The sequence below is a fragment of the Aridibaculum aurantiacum genome, from assembly GCF_017355875.1.
Lineage (GTDB): Bacteria > Bacteroidota > Bacteroidia > Chitinophagales > Chitinophagaceae > Segetibacter > Segetibacter aurantiacus.
Map to the genome: position 1 here is coordinate 168,773 of NZ_JAFEWC010000002.1, position 19,293 is coordinate 188,065.

Annotated in this window: 14 protein-coding genes; 11 read left to right on the plus strand and 3 right to left on the minus strand. The window is 44.2% G+C overall.

Going from position 1 to position 19,293, the window contains the following annotated elements:
• Positions 1 to 265: 265 nt before the first annotated feature.
• Positions 266 to 1,948, minus strand: a complete 1,683-nt coding sequence (locus J4N22_RS12350) for a hypothetical protein (RefSeq protein ID WP_207494990.1) — start codon at positions 1,946 to 1,948, stop codon at positions 266 to 268.
• Between the two features lie 320 nt (positions 1,949 to 2,268).
• On the opposite strand from J4N22_RS12350, the gene J4N22_RS12355 reads away from it, so the two are divergent.
• The 6 genes from J4N22_RS12355 (at position 2,269) to J4N22_RS12380 (ending at position 11,618) form a co-directional block, all read left to right on the plus strand.
• Positions 2,269 to 5,577 (plus strand): peptide-N-glycosidase F-related protein, encoded by a 3,309-nt coding sequence (locus J4N22_RS12355; protein ID WP_207494991.1) that lies wholly within the window; start codon positions 2,269 to 2,271, stop codon positions 5,575 to 5,577.
• Between the two features lie 369 nt (positions 5,578 to 5,946).
• Positions 5,947 to 6,990, plus strand: coding sequence for a glycoside hydrolase family 53 protein (locus J4N22_RS12360; RefSeq protein WP_207494993.1), 1,044 nt, complete (start codon positions 5,947 to 5,949; stop codon positions 6,988 to 6,990).
• Positions 6,991 to 7,093: 103 nt separating this feature from the next.
• Positions 7,094 to 7,867 carry an energy transducer TonB gene (locus J4N22_RS12365; protein WP_207494995.1) on the plus strand — a complete coding sequence of 258 codons (774 nt, stop codon included), beginning with the start codon at positions 7,094 to 7,096 and terminating at the stop codon, positions 7,865 to 7,867.
• 39 nt (positions 7,868 to 7,906) lie between these two features.
• Positions 7,907 to 8,917, plus strand: a complete 1,011-nt coding sequence (locus tag J4N22_RS12370) for a pectinesterase family protein (RefSeq protein WP_207494997.1) — start codon at positions 7,907 to 7,909, stop codon at positions 8,915 to 8,917.
• The gene (locus J4N22_RS12375; protein WP_207494999.1) at positions 8,917 to 10,563 is read left to right on the plus strand and encodes a glycoside hydrolase family 43 protein; all 1,647 of its coding nucleotides are present in this window, start codon (positions 8,917 to 8,919) and stop codon (positions 10,561 to 10,563) included. The genes J4N22_RS12370 and J4N22_RS12375 overlap by 1 nt, the downstream gene beginning before the upstream one ends.
• Positions 10,564 to 10,640: 77 nt before the next feature.
• The gene (locus tag J4N22_RS12380; protein WP_207495001.1) at positions 10,641 to 11,618 is read left to right on the plus strand and encodes an alpha/beta hydrolase; all 978 of its coding nucleotides are present in this window, start codon (positions 10,641 to 10,643) and stop codon (positions 11,616 to 11,618) included.
• Between the two features lie 117 nt (positions 11,619 to 11,735).
• Here the strand turns inward: J4N22_RS12380 and J4N22_RS12385 are convergent, their stop codons facing one another.
• On the minus strand, positions 11,736 to 12,176 hold the full coding sequence (locus J4N22_RS12385; RefSeq protein WP_207495003.1) for a hypothetical protein: 441 nt from the start codon (positions 12,174 to 12,176) through the stop codon (positions 11,736 to 11,738).
• Positions 12,177 to 12,496: 320 nt separating this feature from the next.
• Between J4N22_RS12385 and J4N22_RS12390 the strand changes: the two genes are divergently transcribed.
• On the plus strand, positions 12,497 to 13,168 hold the full coding sequence (locus J4N22_RS12390; RefSeq protein ID WP_207495005.1) for an SdpI family protein: 672 nt from the start codon (positions 12,497 to 12,499) through the stop codon (positions 13,166 to 13,168).
• A 57-nt stretch (positions 13,169 to 13,225) separates the two neighbouring features.
• Here the strand turns inward: J4N22_RS12390 and J4N22_RS12395 are convergent, their stop codons facing one another.
• A complete protein-coding gene (locus J4N22_RS12395; protein WP_207495008.1) occupies positions 13,226 to 14,779 on the minus strand; it encodes a peptide MFS transporter in 1,554 nt (517 codons plus the stop codon).
• Between the two features lie 290 nt (positions 14,780 to 15,069).
• On the opposite strand from J4N22_RS12395, the gene purD reads away from it, so the two are divergent.
• The 4 genes from purD (at position 15,070) to J4N22_RS12415 (ending at position 19,123) form a co-directional block, all read left to right on the plus strand.
• A complete protein-coding gene (gene purD / locus J4N22_RS12400; protein ID WP_207495010.1) occupies positions 15,070 to 16,356 on the plus strand; it encodes a phosphoribosylamine--glycine ligase in 1,287 nt (428 codons plus the stop codon).
• A 283-nt stretch (positions 16,357 to 16,639) separates the two neighbouring features.
• Complete coding sequence (locus J4N22_RS12405) at positions 16,640 to 17,665, plus strand: rod shape-determining protein (protein ID WP_207495012.1); 1,026 nt, start codon at positions 16,640 to 16,642, stop codon at positions 17,663 to 17,665.
• Between the two features lie 76 nt (positions 17,666 to 17,741).
• On the plus strand, positions 17,742 to 18,593 hold the full coding sequence (gene mreC / locus J4N22_RS12410; RefSeq protein ID WP_207495014.1) for a rod shape-determining protein MreC: 852 nt from the start codon (positions 17,742 to 17,744) through the stop codon (positions 18,591 to 18,593).
• A complete protein-coding gene (locus tag J4N22_RS12415) occupies positions 18,590 to 19,123 on the plus strand; it encodes a rod shape-determining protein MreD (RefSeq protein WP_207495016.1) in 534 nt (177 codons plus the stop codon). Before mreC ends, J4N22_RS12415 begins: the two co-directional genes overlap by 4 nt.
• Positions 19,124 to 19,293 lie beyond the last annotated feature (170 nt).

Here is a 19,293-nt window from a genome sequence, read left to right on the forward strand (position 1 = left end):
TAGCAGTAAAATGCTATCGGTATGAAAGTAGTTTTAACCTAAGCGGCAGATTGTATTTACGTACGGACAAAATGCGGACAAATCGTAACCTGCTGATAATGCTACAGTTAAAGATGAAAAAGCAGGCCATTTGTTATTGTGCTGTATAGTGGCTGCAGTTGTTTCTTCCATAAATGGCGGGTTGGACAGAAACTGGACATACTTTCTGCTGGCAAACTGCCGCATTTGGAATTCGGCGACGGCAGCAATCGTTTTGTGTACTGGATCAGATGGAAGCAATGAGGCTTTCAAGCTCTTTTTCGCTTTCGAGTTCTAGCTTGGTGCGGATGCGCTGGCTGGTCTTCCTGATAGCATCTACCGAAACCACCGACATCTCAGCCATTTCCTTTTTAGATAGGTTGAGTTTGCTCAGTGCTATCAGTCGTATCTCTGCCTGCGTCAGGTGCGGGAAGCGTTTCTTTAAATTTTGGAAGAAGTCTTTGTGCACTTTTTCGAACAGCTGCCTGAATTCATTCCAATGGTCATCGGTGAGGATAGTGAAATTCTGCAGCCGCGCCAGTATCTCTTCTTTATCGGCCTGCGACGCTTCTACCAGTGATTCTATTTGCTGCTTGAATGATTCGATCAGCATATTCTTTTCGCGCAGGCTGTCCACATACTGTTGCAGCTGTTCTTTTGACGCTTGCAGGTTTTGCTGGTTCTGCTTGTGTCGCTGCCGCTGCCGAACTATTAGCTGCACGGCAATTATAAGGCTAAGGATGGTGCAGATGATGATGGCATTGCGCAGCAAGATCTGGCTCTTTTTCTCGCTTTCCAGCAGTTGCAGGTTAGCGTCATATTCTTCTGCTTTCACCTTTTCTTCTGCTTGCTTAGCTACCAGCGCATTCTTGGCTTCCACATCTGCATTATAATAATGTTGCGCGCTATCTGAAAACAGAAGGGCGTTCTTATAGTCGCCTTTAGCTTTGAATAATTTTGCTTTAGCACTATAGTAACTGCTTTTAATGTGCGGGTAGCCGAACTTGCTCCAGATGGTATCTAGCGAGAAGAACAGCTGGTGTGCCTTGTCAATCTTGTTGTACTTCAGGTAAACTTCGGCAAGGGTGCTGCCGGCGTGGGTGGCGCTTGCCCACTCCTTGCTTTTCAGGCAAAGACGAAAATCTGTTTCAAGTAACGGTATGGATTCTTCAAACTTCGATTGTAAATAATAGTTGTAGCCTAAGTTGCCGGAGATAATGCCATACCAGGTAGAATCCTGAACCTGTTCTGCAATAGAACGAGCCAGTGCAAATTCTTTATTTGCCTCTTCCAGCAGCATCAGTTTCCGGTTGATGACTCCGAGGGTATTGTGAGCTCTCATGTAGTTCTTCATCAGGTACATTTCGCAGGTGAGCGCCTGGGTGATCAGCTTTTTAGCATTGTGGTAGTCCTGGTACTGCAGGTAGCCAACACCTACTTCATATATATATGGTCCTGCGCTGGGCGATGAGCAGGTGCCATTGCGCTGAATAATGCTATTCGCTTTTAGAAGAAATTCCAATCCTTCCCGCTTTTTCTCTAACCTGTTATATTGAAGACCGGTGTAGTGGTAATAGTCAGCCAGCAGCATGTCATCTTCGTGTTTTACAGCAATGTCCAGCACCTGCTTCAGGCTTTGCTGAATCAATGTGTCGGGCCTGGGTGTTTGGCGGAGCATGACCTCTACCTGTGCAATTTTTTCAAGGCCAGCTAAAATAGGATCAGAATGGCGTTCTGCCAGTTCATGTAGTTCAGAAGTAAATGCGTTGATATTGCTGCCGTTGATCGATTCCTGTGCCCTGAAGATAACCTGTCGGGCCAGCATGTGGCGTTCAGTCTTGCTATTGGATTTTGCTACTTCGTCAAAAAAACCGGCGTACAGCAGCTGGACATTAAGCAGAAGCAGGGTAAGAGTTGTGATAATTCTCATGGGGGGAGCAGTTTATTTCCGCTTTGGCAAACGATCATCAGGTAACATTTCAAACCTCGTCCACCGCCCTCTCTCACTGATTATGTATTCTCAAATATAAGTGTAGCAGCCCGCTTTCCCAAAAAGTTCCGTCCTGTACTATCGGACATTTAGATAATAAAAAAGGTTTCAAAGAAGAATGTCCAGCTATTGTCCCACCCGCAAAAGCATGGGACAAAGTCAAAAAAAGCTACCATTGGAGAAGGTGAAGGCTCCTTTTGCATGGCACCATTAGGAGACGTCAAAAATCTTCACCTCGTACCTTTTAAAACCGATAACTAATGCATAAGATGAGAACTGCTCTTCAATCACTACGTAACATCTTTTTATCCGCAATGGCCATAACTGCGGCACTGGTCAGCACGCAGGCTGACGGGCAGAGCTATACCCGCGTGAGCCTAAGTGGCTACAATGTTGATATGATAGCTAATGGCGTTGGCTCAGCTTCTGCCTCGACCACAGGTGGTCTAGGCAGCTATGCTTTTATAGCGGAAGATTTTCGTGCTACTTCGGGTAGTGTAGCGCCAACTTATGCACTGCCAGCAACAGGCCTAGTGAATAGTACCACCGAAACAGGGTTAAGTTTCCATCTCGCACCATATGCAGGTTTAAATACGCTGCGCATCAATAACCAGGAGCCGACAGGCAGTTTGTCTTTTGCTACACCCGTTGCAGGTTCTAAATTGTTCGTGTTGGCTACATCGGGCGATGGTAGTGCAACGGTAACTATAACGGTGAATTTTACAGATGCTACTTCACAAACGTTCACTGGCATCAGCATCAGGGACTGGTACGATGGGTCTACCATTAACTTGGCTACCGCGGGTGTAGGAAGAGTGAATCTTACCAACAATGCTGTAGAAGGCAGTGCGACCAATCCTCATTTTTACCATATACCGCTAACGCTTGCAGCTGGCAATTATACCAGGCAGATTGCAAGTATAACTGTTACAAAAACGGATGCTACGGGTGCCACAGCTGCGGTGCTGGCTGTAACAGTTGACACAAATATTCCTTCGGCATGTGTAGCGCCTGCAGCGCAACCCACCGCACTTACTTTTACCACCACTACCACCACCGCTACCGGCAGTTTTACAGCCTCTGTGCCGGCCGCTAACAAATACCTTGTGCTTCGCACTACCGGCAGCAGCAATCCCTCGGCCTTACCGGTAAATGGCACTACTTATACGCCGGGTACTACTTTGGGTAATGCACGGGTGGTGAGTGCCGGCCCAGCAACCTCTTTCACTGATGCCGGCCTAACACCTGCTGCCACTTATAAGTACACGGTGTATGGTTACAACGATGTTTCTTGTTTTGATGCAGCTTATAATACCACAGCTCCTCTGCAAGCAAGTGCCACTACACAGCAGCTGCCACCGAACACAGTAAGCGGTGATACAACATGGGTGCAGGCGCACGCAGGCGTGCAACTGGATAACTACAACAACTTTGATGCGCCGGTACTATTTCCTGCTGGGAACACCAGCTACAGGAAGATACTGATGGTGTTTACTCTTGGAAAATATCCTTGTCCTGCAGGCACACAATATTGTGGCGACTGGGACTATACCATCCAGAATTTTGTAATGACGCCGACGGATACTTTTGAGGTGGGCAGGCTGATTACGCCGTACGCCAATGCTGGTGCGCCGCGTACACCTATGAACTGGAAAGAGCGCTACTATTTTGATGTAACGGATTATTATCCGCTGCTGAAGGATAACGCCAATGTTCGCCTGAACTACCAGGGATATTCCGGAGGTTTTACTGCCGACATCAAGTTTGCATTTATAGAGGGAACTCCTGCTCGTAATGTTACAGGCATCCAGAAGCTGTGGAATGGCAGCTTTACGTATGGAAGTGCATCAAATTCTATAGAAACAAATTTTCCGGCAACACCCGTAACGGCGCCGGCAGGTACACAGGCTGCCGCAATGAAGTTCACCATTACCGGGCATGGCAGCGACGCCAGCAACTGCGCTGAATTCTGCAGCAGGTACTACCAGGTGTACAATGGTATTAATATGCTGGAGCAAAAGCAGATCTGGCGCGATGACTGCGGTAAGAATAACATCTACCCGCAATCGGGCACGTGGATATACAACAGGGCCAATTGGTGCCCGGGCAACCTGGTAGAGCCTAATGTGCATCGTTTTGGAAACGTGACTGCAGGCACTGTGCTGAACCCGGATGTCAACTTCCAGGCGCATAGTGGTAATGGCAGTGCTTCTTATACTGTAGCATCTGCTATGTTCTTCTATGGCGGGTATAACTTCACGCATGATGCTTCGCTGGAACGTATTATCTCTCCTTCCAATTTTGAAGGTGACTTCAGGAGCAATCCAACCTGCGACAACCCTGTGATAAAGGTGAAGAACACAGGTGCAACTACTATTCAGTCACTCACTATTACCTATAGCATCAGTGGCTACCCCTTGCAAACTTTCACTGCAACCGGCTTATCTATAGCGCCGGGGTTTGAACAGGATATCACCCTTGCGACCATGACCGCAATGGCTGACATGCCTACTAACAGTGCCGCGCAGTTCCAAGCTAATATTACTCAAGTAAATGGTGTGGCTGATGGCTATGCGAATAACAACAGTCTTACCACCACTTTTGTAACAGCGCCTACATGGCCATCATCGTTTGTGGTATCGTTGCGCTCCAATAACAACTATACGCAAACAAGTTGGAAGCTGCAGGACATGAGCGGAAACATCATTGCGCAGCGCACACCAACAGCAGCGCTTACGTTTTATAATGATCCAATTGGTACACTTGCGAATGGGTGCTACAAGCTTACAGTAGAAGATACGCAGTGCGATGGCTTGTACTGGTGGGCCAATGCCAGCAGCACAGGTTTAGGTGCTTTCTTTGTTCGCACACAAGACCTAGGCACGTTAATTCCATTCACCAACGGTTTACCTACACCATTTTACAATGGTTCACAGATATCTATTCCTAACTATTCGCAGGATTTTGGTTGTGGCTTTACCCAGTATTTCAGGGTTGGTGCGCCATTGCCATTGTCGCTGCTAAGTTTCTCTGGCTATGCTGATGCAGACCAATACCATCACCTAAGCTGGAAAACAGGCGGTGAGATAAATACAAGTGTATTTGAAATAGAGACTTCAACGGATGCTATCAACTTCCAGAAAATAGCTACCAAACCAGCAGCAGGAAACAGCAGTAACGAACTGAAGTATGACCATGTGTATAAGCCGCTGCTGCAGGCCGACAACTACTACTACCGGCTGAAGATGGTGGATATAGATGGAAGCTTTAAGTACAGCAATACGATACTGATAAAGCGACTGGCGAACAGTTACGTGCTTGCTGCAGTAGCTCCAAATCCTTTTAAAGAAAAGCTTGCGGTTAGTATCACAGCTACCAAACCAGGTAATGTAGAATTTGCTTTGTACGATATGGAAGGAAGACTACACCTGAAGCAAGCAGCTACTCTACTAAAAGGTCAGAATGAGATAAACCTGCTGAATGCAAGCAAACTGGCTGCAGGTGTATATATACTACAGGCGGTGGTAAATGGGGAAGAGAGAATGGTGCAGAAAGTGGTGAAGCATTAAATTTTTAAAGACTTGAAGTGCTGGCAGAATGAAAAGGCTGATGCCTCAAAACATATAAGGTGTTTTATTTCTGAATGGTTCCAGGTTGAGTTTTTGTGAACACACGCATGAAGGAGTTACAATTTTGTAACTCCTTTTTGTTTACCTGCACTTTCTTTTCAATATCACTTGCTACCAATTCCTGGTAGCACTACAGAGTAAGTTGGACCTTATACATATACATTATAATATCAAATTTGGAAGCTCGATTGTAACCCACAAAAATAAGTTTAGTATTCCGCCTCTATCTTGCAGTTTCTGCCTGATCTGCTGCTGTTTGGCCGCTGATCTACATCTTACTCATAACTTAGGCTATTTAAAATTCTCAAGATGCCTAGAACAAACGCTTTAATCTTCCTTTGGTTTTTACTGATGATCTTTTCAGCGGGATGTAGTGTACTAAAACCAGGTACAAAGAAAAAAGCATTTGTAAAAGGAGCAGACATAGGTTGGCTACAGCAGATGGAAGCCACCGGATACAAGTTTTATAATGATGATGGTAAGGAAGAAGATTGTTTCAAAATCTTAAAGGATCATGGCATTAACACTATCCGCTTAAGAACATGGGTGAACCCGTCAGATAACCGTGCGAGTGGGCATAACAGCAAAGCTGAGACAGTTGCAATGGCAGTAAGAGCGCAGAAATGGGGAATGAGAGTAATGATCAATTTTCATTACAGCGACAGTTGGGCAGACCCGGGGAAACAGAAAAAGCCGGCTGCTTGGGAAGGACATGATTTTCCGCAATTACTAAAGGATGTTTACGACTATACCTATGACGTAATGAGCGACTTGAAGACCGCGGGTGTAACACCGGAATGGGTACAGGTAGGAAATGAAATACCCGGTGGCATGATCTACCCTGAAGGCAGCGTTAAAAATTGGCCGCAGTTGGCGCAGCTTATCAATCAAGGTCACGACGCCATTAAAGCTGTAAGCCCACGTTCTAAGTTTATCCTTCATCTCGATCGTGGTAATGACAGCGAACTATTTAAAACCTGGTTCGATAATGCTAAAGCTCATGGAGCTAAGTACGATATCATAGGGTTATCTTATTATCCATATTGGCTGCCCGGCAAGCCAGATTATACACTTTCCATTGATGATCTTGGTAAAAACATGAATGATCTGGTAGCACGATATGCTAAAGAAGTGATGGTGGTAGAAGTAGGTGGAGAGGATACGAAACCGCAAAACACTTACGACATGTTGGTAGCTGTCATCCAAAAAGTAAAAGCCGTTCCAGGCGGAAAGGGTCTGGGAGTGATTTATTGGGAACCACAAGGCGCAAGAAGTTGGAGTAGATATAACTTAAGTGCTTGGGGTGATGATGGCAGACCTACAAAAGCATTGGATGCCTTTCTAATCAAATAGAGCGTATTGAAATAAAAGATTGGCTGAATAATTCTATACATCAGCATTCCCATCAGCTTCTGTTTCGCATCATGCGGTTATATTTACGCCATCAACTTTTACCATGAAACACCTATGCCTGCTGGCATTCTTTGCCTGCACATCTATTTTTAGCTACGCGCAAACCGACAGCACGATCATTTATTACTCCGACTATGTTGAAACTACGAAGGACAGCGCGAACAGCTATGCCGTCATCAGGAAAAATGATGAAGGTTGGTATAGCAAAAGATACTCGATGAAGACGGGCAGGCTTATTTCGGAAGGTAATTTTCGCGATGAAAAGCGTGAGAAGCCAGTGGATACGTTCAAAAATTATCATGAAGACGGATGGCTGAAGACACTGCAAACCTACAACGATACGTCGCTGATGCTGCAGAAGGTTTACTTCTATGCTAATGGAAAAAGGCGCTCAATGATGGCGCTTGAAGGGACCAGCTACAGCAACACCTGCTGGGATGAAGCCGGGAATGAAACCAAAGGATGTGTCATAGAAAAAGAAGCAAGGTTCCCGGGAGGCTTGACCGGCTGGAGAATTTTCCTGGAGAAAAATCTGAATGCAAATGTTGCCGCTGATGTAGGTGCACCCGATGGAACCTACCCGGTGAGGGTGCAGTTCAGGGTGAATAAAACCGGAAAGCTCAGCGATATCAAGGTGCTATCCGTTTCATCGCATTGTTTAGCATGCGGCGATGAGGTAGTGCGCGTGTTGCAAAAAGGTCCTGATTGGGAGCCTGCTACCATCAATGGAGAGCCGGTGATTTACCAGGCTATACAGCAAGTAAGTTTTATGGTGATGACGGACGACTCGCCAAAGAAAAGAAGGAGGAGAGGGTAATACTGCCACTTCTACCTATCGATAAACAAATTGAAATTTATGAAACATCTTCTCCTGCTCCTGGCAGTGATCCTTGTTGCAAAGCTGCCGTTAGATGCACAGACAACCACTGCGCCCGTAACCTATCCATCGTCTTTTACAGTAGCAAAAGATGGTTCAGGAAATTTTAAAACCATACAGGAGGCCATCAATGCAGTGCGCGATCTCTCGCAGCAGCGGGTTACCATTTACATTAAGAACGGTACTTATAAAGAGAAGGTGGTAGTGCCGACATGGAAAACAAATATTTCATTGGTAGGTGAAAGTGCCGATGAAACAATTATTACCTACAACGACCACTCCGGTAAACCTTACACGGGTGGTGTAGATGCTTTTGGCAAAGACAAACACGGCACGTTTACTTCTTACACTGTGCTGGTACAGGGAAATGATTTTTCGGCCGCAAACCTTACCATTCAAAACACGGCAGGCAGAGTAGGACAAGCTGTTGCACTACATGTAGAGGGTGACAGGGTTTCCATAACTAACTGCCGTTTACTCGGCAACCAGGATACTATTTATGCAGCCACCAGTACTAGCCGCCAGTATTACAGCAACTGTTTCATAGAAGGCACTACCGATTTCATATTTGGCGAAGCCACCTGCTTGTTTGAAAGGTGTACTATCAAGAGCTTGAGTAACTCTTATATTACTGCGGCCTCTACCCGACCTGGCGACATGGGTTTTGTTTTTATTGACTGCAAACTGGTAGCTGATACAGGCGTTACCAAAGTTTTTCTTGGTCGCCCCTGGAGGCCCAATGCCCGTACGGTTTTTATAAATACAGAAATGGGTAAACACATCGTTCCTGCGGGATGGGACAACTGGCGTAATCCTGAAAATGAAAAGACTGCTTTTTATGCAGAATATAACAGCACCGGTGAAGGCGGCAATACTACCTTGCGTGTACCCTGGAGTAACCAATTAACTCGTAAACAGGCAAAGCGTTACACAATCAAAAATATTTTTTGCGCATCCGGTAGTTGGGTGCCAACACAAACTTTGAGATGATGAGAAGAACATTTTTAATAGCAGGACTTATAGTAGGATTAACAGCCGGTGCTCAGCAGACTAAGGTGGCGCCAAAGAATTTCGTATCTAAAGTGTGGGTAGCAGACAACGGCAATGGCACCTATAAAAATCCTGTGCTCAATGCAGATTATTCGGACCCTGATGCCATACGTGTAGGCGATGATTATTACATGACATCTTCCTCTTTTGAGGACGTGCCGGGCTTGCCTGTACTGCATTCGAAAGATCTGGTAAACTGGCGGCTGATAGGACATGCTTTGCCACGCCAGGTGCCTGTGGATCATTTCTCTAAAACACGCCATGGCGAAGGCGTGTGGGCGCCTGCTATTCGCTATCGCAATGGTGAGTTTCTCATCTATTATCCTGATCCGGATTTTGGTATTTATGTAATAAAAGCGAAAGATCCTGCAGGTCCGTGGAGTGAACCCATACTGGTAGAAGGTGGCAAAGGATTGATTGATCCATGCCCGCTATGGGATACGGATGGAAATGTATACCTGGTACATGCATATGCTGGCAGCCGTGCAGGTATAAAGAGCATACTGGTAGTAAAGAAAATGAACAAGGAGGGAACCAAAACATTAGAAGCAGGTAGTATTGTTTACGATGGTCATGAATTAGATGCAACCGTAGAAGGGCCAAAGTTTTACAAGCGAAATGGCTGGTACTACATATTTGCTCCAGCAGGCGGCGTATCTACAGGATGGCAGTTAGTGCTTCGTTCTAAAAACCCTTATGGTCCCTACGAGAGACGTGTAGTGATGGAGCAAGGCTCTACCACTATCAATGGACCACACCAGGGTGCCTGGGTGCAAACACAAACAGGTGAAGATTGGTTCCTGCACTTCCAGGATAAGGACCAGTATGGCCGCGTAGTACATTTAAACCCGATGAAATGGGTGAACGATTGGCCAGTAATAGGCGTGGATAAAGATGGCGATGGTAAAGGTGAGCCTGTGTATACTTACAAGAAACCAAATGTTGATAAAACTTATCCTATAGTTACGCCGCCAGATTCAGATGAATTCAATGATCATAAACTTGGTCTTCAATGGCAGTGGCAGGCTAACCCGCAGGCTACCTGGTCGTTTATGAATGTGAGCAAAGGCATGTTGCGCCTGTATGCGCACAATGCTTTTGACAGTGCCAGTAACCTGTGGACTGCAGGTAATGTGCTGCTGCAAAAATTTCCTGCTGATTCTTTTATGGTAACAACTAAAATGACATTTACCCATAACCCAAAACTGGAGAATGAAAAAGCAGGATTGGTAGTGATGGGCTTTAGTTATGCAAACATTGGCCTGCGCAGCCGGAAAGACGGGCTGGACCTTGTTTATACGCATGCAAAGGATGCTGTAAAAGGTAAGGCTGAAAAAGAAGATGTAATAATGAAAATGGCATCAAATACTGTGTACCTGCGCGTGAAGGTAACTGCCGGTGCCAAGTGCCAGTTTAGCTATAGCCTGGATGGTAACAAATTCACTAATGTTGGGCAGGTCTTCCAGGCGGAAGTAGCACGATGGAAAGGATCAAAAGTGGGTTTGTTCTGTACAAGGACTACAACTACCAATGATTCCGGCTATGCAGATTTTGATTGGTTCAGGGTGGAGCCGGTTGTTGATTAGACTAGTTGTTAGGTGATAGTTGTTAGGTGGTAGAGAATACAAGTGAGTATTATGTTTGTTTATCTAGCAAGCAGGTAATGATCAGAATAAAGAAGTGGATGAAGCAGGTAAAGTGGTGTAGAGGTATGCAGTGGCTTTTATTGCTGCTAATGGCAGGTAATGCAGCAATAGGCCAAGCAGTGGTTAAGGATACTTCTTTTACGGTGTATAGTAGTTATACAAAGGAGAAGAAGCGTTTCCCACAGATTGAAATCCCTTCTTATGCTGTGCCGGAAGGTGTACAGGTAGTGAAAGATGTAGGTTATAGAATTATTGGTGACAGGAAGCTGCTGGCGGATGTTTATATGCCTTCAGGTAATCAGCGTTCATACCCGGCTGTGCTGCTGGTATTTGGAGGCGGCTGGAAGAGTGGCAACAAAGATCATTGGATACCTTTTGCCCAACAGTTGGCAGCCAATGGTTTTGTGGCTGTAGCTGTTGAGTATCGGCTTTCGCCTGAGGCGCCTTACCCGGCTGCTATACACGACTTGAAAGATGCCGTCCGCTGGATGCGCAGCAATGCAAGAAAATACAAGATCAACAAACGGAAAATAGCTGCACTCGGTGCATCAGCAGGCGGGCACCTGGCCAGTTTAGTTGGCAGCACCAACAGGAACAAAGCATTTGAAGGAGAGACAAAAAGCTGCCTTCGTAAAAGCAGGGTGCAGGCAGTGGTAAATATTGATGGTGTACTTGCTTTCAAACATCCATTATCAATGGAAGGTAAAGTAGCCGGTGAGTGGCTGGGAGGTTCATACGAAGAGAACCCAACAAATTGGGAAGCCGCTTCTCCGCTAAATCATGTAGATAAACATACTGCACCTGTTCTTTTCCTCAATAGCTCTACGCCACGTTTTCATGCCGGAAGAGATGAAATGATCAAGAAGTTAAACGCGCTTCGTATTTATTCGGAAGTGCATGATTTTCCTAACACACCGCATACGTTTTGGTTATTTCACCCCTGGTACAATGAAGTGCTCAGCCGCACGATTGCTTTTTTGAATAAGATGCTATAGCTGTAGTAGAGCCTGGTTTGGTCGGTAGATCAATTGTTTATTTTCCTCCCATCTACCCAACAAAAAGACCCCTGTTTTACAGGGGCCGGAACCTAAACTAGTGCCCAACACTAATTTTTACTTGGAAGTTCTTTTATAAACAGAAACGATATCCGTAGCACTTACTTTCAACACGAGTTTTTCATGGCTATTATCAGCTGAAATGTAATAAGCACTTTCATCTACACCATCAAACTGTATAGCTTCCGTTACTGTGTAGTCTGCAAACTTTTTAGCCAGTGCTCTCTTTGCAGAAGTAGGAATTGCATCCACTGCTATGGCTTTGCTTGTTCCTATGTTATTACCTTCTACGTCGTAGAAAGCTTCCATTTTTTCTCCATTCAACTGGAACGATGCTTTAGCAAAATTGTCGCGCAAAGTCCAGTTTACATTTTCAATGTTACCATAGTCAGCTTTGAAAGAATTGTGTACGCGGACACCAATTTTTTTAGCGTCGGTAGCGAATGCTGTTGTTGCTACTGTAGTTGCAATCAAGGCGGCGAAGAATAGCTTTTTCATAATAATTGTTTTAGTTAGTTTATAATCTTTTGTGTGTTTGTCTTCTGGTTTGTTGACAAGTCAAAAGTAGATGGCCTCACCCCCTGTTCAAAGGCTATTGTGATAGGAAAAAATAACTGCTATCCCTGATGTGATGAGTGGTAGCATTTGATGCCTTCATTTTAGCCCGGAATCCGCTGAAACCCTTTACCAGCCTGATCTACGAAAGATTTCATAAATAAGTGCTAAAGGCTGTTATTTAGGGGTTAATTTTTAAAAGTGGTTTTAACAAGTTGAGGAATGGCAACAAATTTTATTTGTATGTGGTAAAAGGAAACTTTATGAAGAAAACTGGGCTATATGTCTTTGCATTCTTAGTTATTCTTATACCGTGGATTTACCTGCTGATGGCGTGGTCGCAAATGGCTGAAACGGTGCCTACTCATTTTGGTTTGGATGGTGAGCCAGATGATTTTGGAAGCAAGGCTTCTGTTTTACTACTACCATTAGGCATGATCACTATAACGGGAATAGGAATCTTCCTTTTGCTCATGAACATTCATAGAATAGATCCGAAAAGACAGCATAATTCGCCGGAGTTAGTGGCGAGGATAGGTTTAGGTATCCTGATCTTTATGGCGGTAATTGGAGTGTTGATTGTAGACTCTGCACGCTCAGGTGCTTTACATTTTGACAAGATCTTACTGCCACTCATGGGCTTTTTCTTTGCCTTTTTAGGCAGCACCTTTACTTCTTTAAAACCAAACTACTTTATTGGCTTAAGAACACCATGGGCACTAGAAGATGATAACAACTGGCAATACACGCACAAGTTAGCTGCAAAATATTGGATGGCGGGCGGCCTGTTAGCAGCAGTTATCTCGCTGTTCCTGCCATTCGAAACCTCTTTCATCGTCTTTTTTGTCATCATACTCCTCATAGCAGGAATTCCATTTTATTGCTCCTATCGTTTTTACAAAAGAACAAAAGCACACAAGTTAAAAAGTAAATAATGTAGAATAAAAAAAGCGGCCTAATGAGCCGCTTTTTTATAAAGATTGAACCGTTTACTACCTGATGCCTTTCATCATTGCTTTTAGCTTAAATGAAAGCAGGAATAAGATGACAGCAGCTGCACCTGCAAATCCAACAAAGATCATGAAGTAGGTATACAGGTTGTCGATGGTTATGCCCAGGAAAACCGGTGGTGGCGCTGTAGACGAAGGATCAGGATACAGCGCACTCATAGTACCTGCAAGTTTGTTACCTGTAGCTATTGCCATAAACCAAATACCCATCATCAGCGAAGTAAAACGGCCCGGGGTTAATTTATTCACCATTGACAAACCGATCGGGCTAAGGAACAATTCACCCACTGTATGAAGGAAGTACAATCCGGTAAGCCAAAGGATACTCACTTTTATTGCAGGACTATCAGTTACTCCAAAAGAGATGAATAAGAAACCAAGCGCAAGGAAACCAAGGCCCATTGCCTGCTTCATAGGAGCCGGTGGTTCTATACCTCTTTTGCCGAGGAAGCCCCATAATCCAGCAAAAATGGGAGCTAACAATACAATGAATACAGGGTTGAAACTCTGGAAGTAACTAGCAGGCATTTCCCATCCAAACACCCTTCTATCAGTTTGCTCATTAGCAAAGAAGGTTAATGATGCACCTGCCTGCTCAAAACACATCCAGAAGAAGATAACAAACAGCATGATTATGATGATCACCGTTAGTCTTGACTTCTCAACTTTAGTAAGGGAGCGGTCTGTAAGAATAGCAAATGGTAAACAAAGTGTCATACCATATATAGCAGAACCCCAAAAGTCAACATTCAGGATAAAGTACATCAATGCTATAGCTGCTATGATGGATCCTACAAGAAATAGCACTTGCCCGGTGCTGAAACCTGTTTTGCCAGTTTCTGAGATACCAGTGTCTTTAAGTTTGTTGGCGTGTACACCCAGCTGTTCTCCCGTAGAAGAAACAACATATTTATTTTTGGTATAGTAGAAAATGATAAGGCTGAGAATCATACCTACACCAGCTGCAAAGAAGCCCCATTTGAAGTCGATTTTCTCACCGAGGTAACCACATACCAGCGGTGCAAGAAATGCACCTGCATTGATACCCATGTAAAAGATAGTATAGGCGGAGTCTTTGCGGCTTGCCTGGTCCTCCGGGTATAGCTGGCCAACCATGGTACTAATGTTTGGTTTAAAGAAACCATTACCAAAGATCAAGAGAGCTAATCCACCCCATAACAAAGAGGTAGTAAGTGCGGAGGCGCCGGGTTCACTCATAGATGCAGAAGCAAACAGTACAAACTGGCCTAGTGCCATTAATATTCCTCCAACAAATATTGACTTCCTGTTGCCCCAGTACCTGTCGGCCATATAACCACCTAACAATGGAGTCAGGTAAACTAATCCTGTATAGCTTCCATAAATATTTGCTGCGTATGCTTTATCAAACAAAAGCTTATCAGTCATGAAGAGAACGAAAATGGCGCGCATACCATAATAGCTGAAGCGCTCCCAGAATTCAGTTGCGAAAAGCACATACAGCCCTTTTGGATGGCCTTTCTGTAAGATTGCCTGGTCGGCAGGTGTCACATTCATATCTGTCTTTTTTCAGATGAGAGTTAGTAAATAAATCTTTGTTAACGGCTCAAAATACTGATTATTCCAATACTCCGCCGAGAAGCTATATTGCCTTACAGTATTACATTATATAACGCCTGTAAGGTTTCAATACACGTGGTGTAAAAGTCGGTGGCATCATCATTGCGTGCTTAGCATATTGCTTCCGTGGTTTCCTGTTGCCACCATATGAATTCTTTTACCAGCGATTGCTACCACAATTAGTTTTTACATTCGCTGCTTCATTACAAATTCTTCAATTACATATCATGAATATTTTACTTCTTGGTTCGGGTGGTCGTGAACATGCATTGGCAAGAGCCCTCAGGTATAGCAAAACCTGTAGCCGCTTATTGATAGCACCTGGCAATGCAGGTACTACGGAATATGGTGAGAATGTAGATATTCAGCCTACCGATTTTGAAGCTATCAAAACGCTTTGCATCACCCAATTTATTGAAATGATAGTGGTGGGTCCAGAAGAGCCACTGGTAAAAGGTATTTATGATTTTGTGGTAAATGATCCGGAACTGGAGAAGATAACAGTTGTTGGTCCTTCGGCAGGTGCAGCGCAATTAGAGGGAAGTAAATCATTCTCAAAAAAATTCATGCAGCGCTACCAAGTACCTACTGCTGGTTTTGCAGAATTCAATGAAGGAAATTTTGAGCACGGTAAAAATCATATTCATGCGCAAAAGCTACCGATCGTTTTAAAAGCTGATGGACTGGCAGCAGGTAAAGGCGTGATCATTTGCGACAGCTATGAAGAAGCAACCAAAGCTTTTGAAGAAATGGTGATTAATAAGCAGTTTGGTGAGGCTTCAGAAAAAGTGGTTGTAGAAGAGTTTTTGCAGGGAATAGAACTAAGCGTATTTGTGGTAACCAACGGCAGCCAGTACAAGATAATAGGACATGCGAAAGATTATAAACGTATAGGTGAAGGCGATACCGGGCTTAATACCGGCGGTATGGGTTGTGTTACGCCTGTGCCTTTCGCCAACGACGAATTCATGCAAAAGGTAGAAGAGCGGGTAATAAAACCTACCATTCGTGGGCTGCAAGAGGAGCAGTTAGCATATAATGGCTTTATCTTCTTTGGCCTGATGAATGTTAATGGTGATCCTTATGTAATAGAATACAACTGCAGGCTAGGCGACCCTGAAACAGAGGTGATACTTCCGAGACTAAAAACTGATCTGCTGGAAATTCTTACAGCAATGCGCCTTGGTCGGTTGGATGATGTGGTGATAGAATATGATGAAAGAGCCGTGGCCACAGTGGTAGCGGTTAGTGAAGGATATCCAGGTAAATATGAAAAGGGTAGAACCATTAATGGTTTACCTGCTGATACCAACCAGCAGCAGGATACCATCATCTTTCATGCAGGCACCAAAACAGAAGGCGATACAGTAGTAACCAATGGAGGAAGAGTACTGGCAGTAACTTCCTTTGGTACAGACATCAGTGAAGCGGTTAAGAAGTCGAAGGCTGTTTTAGATACCATCCATTTTGAGGGTATGACCTATAGGAAGGATATCGGTTATGAGTTTGAATAGAGGTTTCTATAAGTCGATCAGTCGTGCTGCTAAATAGTAGTTTTACGCTTTATGTAAGTGGAAATTCGGGTTGTAATCATGTTGATTTTCACGATGGCATCCATAGATCATAATCATTTCATGTTTAATACTATTTTAATTAGTGCAGAAGAAAATATTTCCTGCTAAATGCATGGTTCGTTCTACTTTCGCGGCAGGCTTGCAAGGGCTATGGCTGCTTTGTTATTTCAAATTATTTCATACAACTTTGCACGCATCATTCTAAACAAGGAATTAAATATACATGGGACTTTTCAACTGGTTTACACAAGAGATTGCAATGGACCTGGGTACCGCAAATACCCTGATCATTCATAACGAGGAGGTTGTAGTGAATGAGCCCTCAATAGTAGCACTTGACCGCAACAACCTGAAGACCGTATTGGCAGTTGGAAAACGCGCATTGATGATGCACGAAAAGACCCATGAAAGCATTCGTACCATTCGTCCACTAAAGGATGGTGTGATAGCCGACTTCAACGCTGCCGAGCTGATGATAAGGGAGATGATCAAGATGATCTATCCTAAAAAGCCTTTGTTCCCACCGAGCTGGCGTATGATGATCTGTATCCCATCAAGCATTACCGAAGTAGAAAAACGTGCGGTGCGCGATAGTGCAGAGCAGGCGGGTGCAAAAGAAGTTTACCTTCTTCATGAACCTATGGCAGCAGCACTTGGTATTGGTATAGATGTGGAGGAGCCGGTTGGTAACATGATCATTGATATAGGTGGTGGTACTACCGGTATTACGGTAATTGCATTGGCTGGTATCGTTTGCGACCAGTCTATTCGTATAGCAGGAGATGAGTTCACTGCAGATATCATGGAAGCGCTTCGTCGTTACCATAGCTTACTGATTGGTGAGCGTACTGCCGAGCAGATTAAAATCCAGATAGGTGCGGCTATGAAAGATCTTGATAACCCACCAGATGATATTCCTGTGAACGGTCGTGACCTTGTGACCGGTATTCCTAAACAAATCATGGTTAGCTACCAGGAAGTAGCAGAAGCTTTGGATAAGAGCATCTTCAAAATAGAAGAAGCTATTTTGAAAGCATTGGAAACTACACCTCCTGAGCTGGCTGCAGATATTTACCGCCGTGGTTTGTACCTGACAGGTGGTGGAGCTTTGCTTCGCGGGCTGGATAAGCGTTTGAGCCAAAAGATCAAACTTCCTGTACACGTAGCCGACGATCCGCTTAAGAGCGTAGTTCGTGGTACAGGTATAGCGCTAAAGAACTACCAGCGTTTTCCATTTATCATGAGATAATCTTGTTGAAAATATAAATCCGAAATGCGGACGCCTGTTCGTTTTTCGGATTTTCAATTTCTAAACTTCCTCCCTAGTGCGTAATATATTTCTCTTCATCAGAAGATACTTCACTTTCCTCTTCTTCCTGGTGTTGCAGATTTTATCTATTACTCTTATTGTAAAATACAATCCTTCGCAACAGGCTGCATATGCAGGTGTGGCGAACGAGGTTACCGGCTGGATCAACCTTCAGTACAACAAGGTTCAATATTATTTTCACCTGAAAGAGGCGAACAAACAGCTGTCGCAGGAGAATGCTCAATTGCGCAACATGCTGGGGCTAAACTTCGAAAGTCCTGACAGTACAAGAATTACTGTGCTGGATAGCCTGGTACGGGATACAGTTGGAAGGATGCGTAAGTTTATGTGGCTTCCATCTAAAGTGGTAAGCAATACAGTAAGTTCTCAAACCAATTACCTTACACTGCATCGTGGTGCTAACCAGGGTATAAAAAAGGATATGTCGGTTATTGGTCCCAATGGTGTGGTAGGAACGGTAGTGGAGGTTAGTGAAAATTATGCTTTGGTGATGAGTTTGCTGCACCGCAACAGCACCGTTAGCTCAATGCTGAAAAAAGGAAATATTGCTGGTAAAGTGGATTGGGACGGGCAGGATCCAAACTTCCTGACGCTTCACAACATTCCAAAGAGTGCCGAAGTAGCCAAAGGCGATTCAGTTGTAACCAGTACTTACTCAGCCAATTTTCCACCTAACATAATGGTAGGAACAGTGCATTCAATAGAAGCTGATCCGAGTAGCAACTTTGTGACCATCAAATTGAGAACGGCAACGAATTTCTTTAGCATTCAATATGTAAATGTGGTAGAGAACGTACAGTGGGAAGAACAACGCAGGCTGGAGGCTGCTATGCAAAAAACCAAATGAGCCAGCTAGTTAGAAATATCATCCGTTTTATCGTTTTCATCCTGATACAGGTGTACGTGCTCAACGAGATACCACCGTTGCACCAGTTCATTACACCCTACCTATACTTCTTATTCATTCTGTGGCTGCCTTTCAATATTTCCAGGTTTGGATTGCTGTTGGTATCATTCCTGTTTGGTCTTTCGCTCGATTATTTTACCGGGCGATTGGGATTGCATTCCGCACCTTGTGTGCTGATAGCGTACCTGCGTCCTTTTCTTATCAACCTCCTCATTTCGCAGGAAGGTCAAGAACTGAACTATGCTGAACCATCTGTAAAAAGTTTAGGCTGGGCGCCTTATTTCCTGTACGTGCTGGTGCTCACATTTCTGCACCACAGCTACCTGGTATTTATACAATGGATGGAGTTCGGAAACATCATCTTCTTCCTTGGTAAAGTCACAGCTACTACTGCTGTAAGTTTCCTGCTAATCTTCATTGCCGAAATGCTGTTCTTCCGCAAGCAAAAGTTTAGAACGAACACAGCTTAGGCAGCTAATTCATGTAAAAAGTAGAGCAGCAAAAACCTGCTGCTTGTGCTTTATTAACACCGGATTGTCTGCTAGATAAAACAGATGCAGAAATGCACATCATTGTTAACAACATTTAAGGAGTAATAACAGAGAGAAATGATATGTCTAACTACAATTCATGCATTTTT

Coding starts and splice junctions, on each gene's coding strand:
- J4N22_RS12350 (WP_207494990.1), bottom strand. CDS start 1,948: ATGAGAATTATCACAACTCTTACCCTGCTTCTGCTTAATGTCCAGCTG.
- J4N22_RS12355 (WP_207494991.1), top strand. CDS start 2,269: ATGCATAAGATGAGAACTGCTCTTCAATCACTACGTAACATCTTTTTA.
- J4N22_RS12360 (WP_207494993.1), top strand. CDS start 5,947: ATGCCTAGAACAAACGCTTTAATCTTCCTTTGGTTTTTACTGATGATC.
- J4N22_RS12365 (WP_207494995.1), top strand. CDS start 7,094: ATGAAACACCTATGCCTGCTGGCATTCTTTGCCTGCACATCTATTTTT.
- J4N22_RS12370 (WP_207494997.1), top strand. CDS start 7,907: ATGAAACATCTTCTCCTGCTCCTGGCAGTGATCCTTGTTGCAAAGCTG.
- J4N22_RS12375 (WP_207494999.1), top strand. CDS start 8,917: ATGAGAAGAACATTTTTAATAGCAGGACTTATAGTAGGATTAACAGCC.
- J4N22_RS12380 (WP_207495001.1), top strand. CDS start 10,641: ATGATCAGAATAAAGAAGTGGATGAAGCAGGTAAAGTGGTGTAGAGGT.
- J4N22_RS12385 (WP_207495003.1), bottom strand. CDS start 12,176: ATGAAAAAGCTATTCTTCGCCGCCTTGATTGCAACTACAGTAGCAACA.
- J4N22_RS12390 (WP_207495005.1), top strand. CDS start 12,497: ATGAAGAAAACTGGGCTATATGTCTTTGCATTCTTAGTTATTCTTATA.
- J4N22_RS12395 (WP_207495008.1), bottom strand. CDS start 14,779: ATGAATGTGACACCTGCCGACCAGGCAATCTTACAGAAAGGCCATCCA.
- purD (WP_207495010.1), top strand. CDS start 15,070: ATGAATATTTTACTTCTTGGTTCGGGTGGTCGTGAACATGCATTGGCA.
- J4N22_RS12405 (WP_207495012.1), top strand. CDS start 16,640: ATGGGACTTTTCAACTGGTTTACACAAGAGATTGCAATGGACCTGGGT.
- J4N22_RS12415 (WP_207495016.1), top strand. CDS start 18,590: ATGAGCCAGCTAGTTAGAAATATCATCCGTTTTATCGTTTTCATCCTG.